General features: G+C 70.7%; 4 protein-coding genes. All 4 read left to right on the forward strand.

Annotation, left to right across the window (positions count from 1 at the left end):
* Positions 1 to 182: 182 nt before the first annotated feature.
* Entirely contained in the window at positions 183 to 977 is a 795-nt protein-coding gene (locus tag GPJ59_RS33555) for a DsbA family protein (RefSeq protein WP_219671696.1), read from the forward strand.
* A 76-nt stretch (positions 978 to 1,053) separates the two neighbouring features.
* Positions 1,054 to 2,757, forward strand: a complete 1,704-nt coding sequence (locus tag GPJ59_RS33560; RefSeq protein WP_219671697.1) for an alkaline phosphatase D family protein — start codon at positions 1,054 to 1,056, stop codon at positions 2,755 to 2,757.
* Between the two features lie 223 nt (positions 2,758 to 2,980).
* Positions 2,981 to 3,940, forward strand: coding sequence for a zinc metalloprotease (locus GPJ59_RS33565; protein ID WP_219671700.1), 960 nt, complete (start codon positions 2,981 to 2,983; stop codon positions 3,938 to 3,940).
* Between the two features lie 38 nt (positions 3,941 to 3,978).
* On the forward strand, positions 3,979 to 4,847 hold an 869-nt coding region (locus GPJ59_RS33570), incomplete at its 3' end, for a serine/threonine-protein kinase (RefSeq protein WP_219671698.1).

Consider the following 4,847-nt stretch of genomic DNA (forward strand, 5'->3'; position numbering starts at 1 on the left):
GTCCTCGGCCCGGCCCGGCGGCCGGTGCGGCCGGCCCGGGCGGATGCCGGCTCGCCGGCCCGCTTCCCCGTCCACTCCGTGGGGCGGCGGGGACCGCCCGCGCGGGCGCTCGGCATCGCCTGAGCACCCGTACGCACGGCAGTCCCCCCTTTACGTCTTTCCACCACCCCATGGAGAACACCATGAGCGCACGCAACAGCCAGGCCAACAAGGCAGCCGCCCGCGAGCGGCTGCGCGCCGAGCGCGAGGCCCAGGCCAAGAGGGACAAGGTCCGCCGCCAGGTGATCGTGGCCGGCGCGGTCGTCGCGGCCCTCGCGCTGGCCGGCGGCGTCGGCTTCGCCGTCATGAAGGCGAACGAGCCCGGCGTCTGGGAGAAGGCCGCCGAGGCGGAGCTGGTCAAGCCGAAGAACACCGAGGGCGAGAACGGCACCACGGTCGTCATCGGCAAGCCGGAGGCCAAGAAGACCCTGGAGCTGTACGAGGACTCGCGCTGCCCGGCGTGCGCCTCGTTCGAGCAGGCGGTCGGCGAGCAGGTCAAGAAGGACGTGGACGCCGGCAAGTTCAAGCTCCAGTACATAGGCGCGACCTTCATCGACAACGCGGTCAAGGGTGAGGGCTCGAAGAACGCGCTGAGCGCGCTGGGCGCGGCCCTGAACGTGAGCCCCGACGCGTTCCTCGCGTACAAGAACGCCCTGTACTCGGCGGAGAACCACCCGAGCGAGACGGACGACAAGTTCGCCAAGGACGACTACCTGCTGAAGGTCGCCGACCAGGTGCCGGCACTGAAGGGCAACGCCGAGTTCAAGGCGGCCGTGGAGAACGGCACGTACGACCGCTGGGCGCTGGAGATGGGCAAGGCCTTCAACAAGTCCGGTGTCACGGGCACCCCGACGCTGAAGATGGACGGCAAGAAGATCGAGACGCCGGCCACCCCGCAGGCCTTCACGGAGGCGATCGACAAGGCCCTCCAGGGCTGATCCGCCGGGGCCGGCCCCCACCCTTTTCCGCAACGAGCGGGCGAACCACGAGAGTTCGCCCGCTCGTTGCTTTCCCATGGCTGTACCCTGGGTATACCGGTCAGTAATATCAGCGCCCGTGACCAGTCAACTCCCTCTTTCTTCCGGCGTTTCACCGCGCCGCCGCTCGGTCGTCAAGGCCGCAGCCGCCACCGCCGCGCTCGCCCCGTTCGCGGCGGCCGCCCTGGGCGGGACCGCCCACGCGGCCGAGCCCGCGCCCGCCTTCCTGCACGGCATAGCCTCGGGTGACCCGCTGCCCGACGGCATCCTGCTGTGGACGCGGGTCACCCCCACCGCCGAGGCCGTTCCGGGTTCCGGCAAGGGCCCGGCCACCGAGGTGACCTGGGAGGTCGCCGAGGACAAGGCCTTCTCCCGGGTCGTCGCGCGCGGCGCCGTCACCGCCACCTCGGCCGCCGACCACACGGTCAAGGCCGACGTGCGGGGCCTGCGCCCGCAGACCGCCTACTTCTACCGGTTCACCGCCGGCTCCGCCGTCTCCCCGGTCGGGCGCACCCGCACCACCGCCGCCCACGACGCCTCCACCCCCGGGGTCCGCTTCGGCGTGGTCTCGTGCGCCAACTGGGAGTCGGGGTACTTCTCCGCCTACCGCCACCTCGCCGCCCGGACCGACCTGGACGCGATCCTGCACCTGGGCGACTACATCTACGAGTACCAGAGCGGCGGTTACCCCGAGGCGAAGTACGTCGTACGCCAGCACGAGCCCCGCCACGAGATCGTGACGCTGGCCGACTACCGGACCCGGCACGGCAAGTACAAGACGGACACCGACCTCCAGGCCCTGCACGCCGCGCACCCGGTCGTCGCGATCTGGGACGACCACGAGTTCGCCAACGACGCCTGGTCGGGCGGCGCCGAGAACCACACGGCGGGCACCGAGGGCGAGTGGGCGGCCCGGGCCGCCGCCGCCAAGCAGGCGTACTTCGAGTGGATGCCCGTCCGCCCCTCCGTCGCGGGCACCGTCTACCGGCGGCTGCGCTTCGGCAGCCTGGCCGATCTGCACCTGCTCGACCTGCGCAGCTTCCGCTCGCAGCAGGTCAAGGTGGGCAACGGCGGGGTGGACGACCCCGAGCGCACGATGACCGGGCGCGCCCAGCTGGACTGGCTGAAGGCCGGCCTGGCGTCCTCGAACGCCGCGTGGAAGCTGGTCGGCACCTCGGTGATGATCTCGCCGGTGGCCTTCGGTTCGCTGCCCGCGTACCTGCTGGGTCCGCTGACCAAGCTGCTCGGCCTGCCCGAGGGCGGCCTCGCGATCAACGTGGACCAGTGGGACGGGTACACCGACGACCGCAAGGAGCTGCTGAACCACCTCAAGGACCGGGGCATCAAGAACACGGTGTTCCTGACCGGCGACATCCACATGGCGTGGGCCAACGAGGTCCCGATGAACATGGCGACCTACCCGGGTTCGGGCACGGCCGCCACCGAGTTCGTGGTGACATCGGTGACGTCCGACAACATCGACGACATCCTGCACGTACCGGCCGACACCGCCTCGCTCGTGGCGGAATCGGCCATCAAGGCCGCCAACTGGCACGTGAAGTGGCTGGACATGGACTCCCACGGCTACGGCGTGCTGAACGTGACGGCCCAGGCCTCACAGATGGACTACTACGTCGTTTCGGACAAGCGGCAGCAGAACGCCACTTCCCGGTGGAGCCGGTCGTACCGCACGCTGAACGGCAGCCAGAAGGTGGAACGGGTGTACAGCCCAGTTAACTGACGTTCCGTCAATTCTTCGGCGGTTTGGGGCACCTTGGCACGAACCAGGTGCCCCAACTGCCTGCCAGGCAACAAATCTTTTACACACAAGCCTTGACCCGTTGGTGTCATGGACACATAAGCTTCGCGCCAGCGTGAGGAAAAACCTCCGCCCCCACCACGCTTGCGAGGAGTTCCACGTGCGCGCTTCTGCCCGCATATCCCCCCTTCTCCGCCGCCGTCTGATGGGCACGGCCGCGCTGGCCGGCGCACTGACGTTCGCCCCCATGACCGCCCCCGCCACCGTCTCGGCCGCCCCCACCCAGGCCGAGCAGTGCGCCACCGACGAGCTGGGCGCGCCCGTCGACGCCCGCGTCGCCAAGCCCAAGGACACCCGCGCCGCCGAGCCCAACGAGGTGACGGAGGCCCAGGTCAAGGCGATGGACGCCGACCTGAAGAAGAAGCTGTCCCAGCTCTCCCCCCAGAAGCTGGACAGCCTGCGCGTGGCCGGTGCGACCGGCACCACGGCGACCACCATCCCGGTGTACTTCCACGTCGTCCACTCCGGCACCACCGGCAAGCTGACGGCCACCGACATCAACAACCAGATCGCGGTCCTCAACGCCGCGTACGCGGGCCAGGGCACCGGCAACGTCGACTCCGGCTACCAGTTCCAGCTGGTCGCCACCGACTACACGGACAACGCCTCCTGGTACAACGTCTCCCACGGCAGCCAGGCCGAGAAGGACATGAAGAACGCCCTGCGCAAGGGCGGCGCGAACGCGCTCAACGTCTACACGGCCAACCTCGGCGGCGGCCTGCTCGGCTGGGCGACCTTCCCGAGCTCCTACGCCTCGCAGCCCACGATGGACGGCGTCGTCCTGCTCAACTCCTCGCTGCCCGGCGGCTCCGCCGCCAACTACAACGAGGGCGACACGGCCACCCACGAGGTCGGCCACTGGATGGGCCTGTACCACACCTTCCAGGGCGGCTGCAACGGAAGCGGTGACTCCGTCTCCGACACCCCGGCCGAGAAGAGCGCCGCGTACGAGTGCCCGACCGGCCGCGACTCCTGCGCCAGCAAGGCGGGCGTCGACCCGATCCACAACTTCATGGACTACACGTACGACGCGTGCATGTACCAGTTCACCGCCGGCCAGGTGTCCCGCATGCAGAGCATGTGGACCGCCTACCGCGCGGGCTGACCGGCGCGCACCCCTCCGCGTGACCTACCCTGGCGCCCATGAGCGCGCCGGGGGACGTGATCGACGGACGGTTCGAGCTGCTTGAGCGGCTCGGCAGCGGGGGCATGGGCACGGTCTGGCGAGCGCTGGACCGTGCCCTGCACCGCGATGTGGCCATCAAGGAAGTACGGCAGCCGCCCGGCGACGGGCACGGCGCGGAAGGCTTCGATGCCTCCCGGCGCCTGCGCGAACGGGTGCTGCGCGAGGCCCGCGCCCAGGCGCGGATCAGCAACCCCCATGTGGTGACCATCTACCACATCGTGGACGAGGGCCCCCATCCCTGGCTGGTGATGGAGCTGCTGCCCGGCGACTCCCTCCAACAGCGCCTGGAGCTCGGCCCGCTGCGGCCCGCCGAGGCCGCCCGGATCGGGTCCGAGGTCCTGGCCGGACTGCGCGCCGCGCACGCCGCCGGGATCCACCACCGGGACGTGAAACCGGCCAATGTGCTCCTGCGCGCCGACGGTTCGGCGGTGTTGACCGACTTCGGCATCGCCGCCCTCCAGGACGCGACCTCCCTCACCCGGACCGGCGAGGTCATCGGCACCCCCGAGTACCTGGCCCCCGAGCGGATCCGCGGCGCCGACCTGCCGGCCTGCGACCTGTGGTCGCTCGCCATGATGCTCTACGTGTGCGTCGAGGGCGTGAGCCCCATGCGCCGCGCCACCACCCTGGCCACACTGGCCGCCGTACTCGACGACCCGGTGCCGCCGCCGCGCCGGTCCGGGGCGCTGGGACCCGTACTGGCCGAGGTCCTGGTCCGCGATCCGGCGGCCCGGCCGAGCGCGGAGCGGCTCGCCGCGCTGCTGGAGGCCGTCGCCACGGGCGCGGGTACGCCGGTGGCGGCGCCGGAACCCACCCGCGTCGATGC

The organism is Streptomyces bambusae (assembly GCF_019400985.1).
Taxonomy (GTDB): domain Bacteria; phylum Actinomycetota; class Actinomycetes; order Streptomycetales; family Streptomycetaceae; genus Streptomyces; species Streptomyces bambusae_A.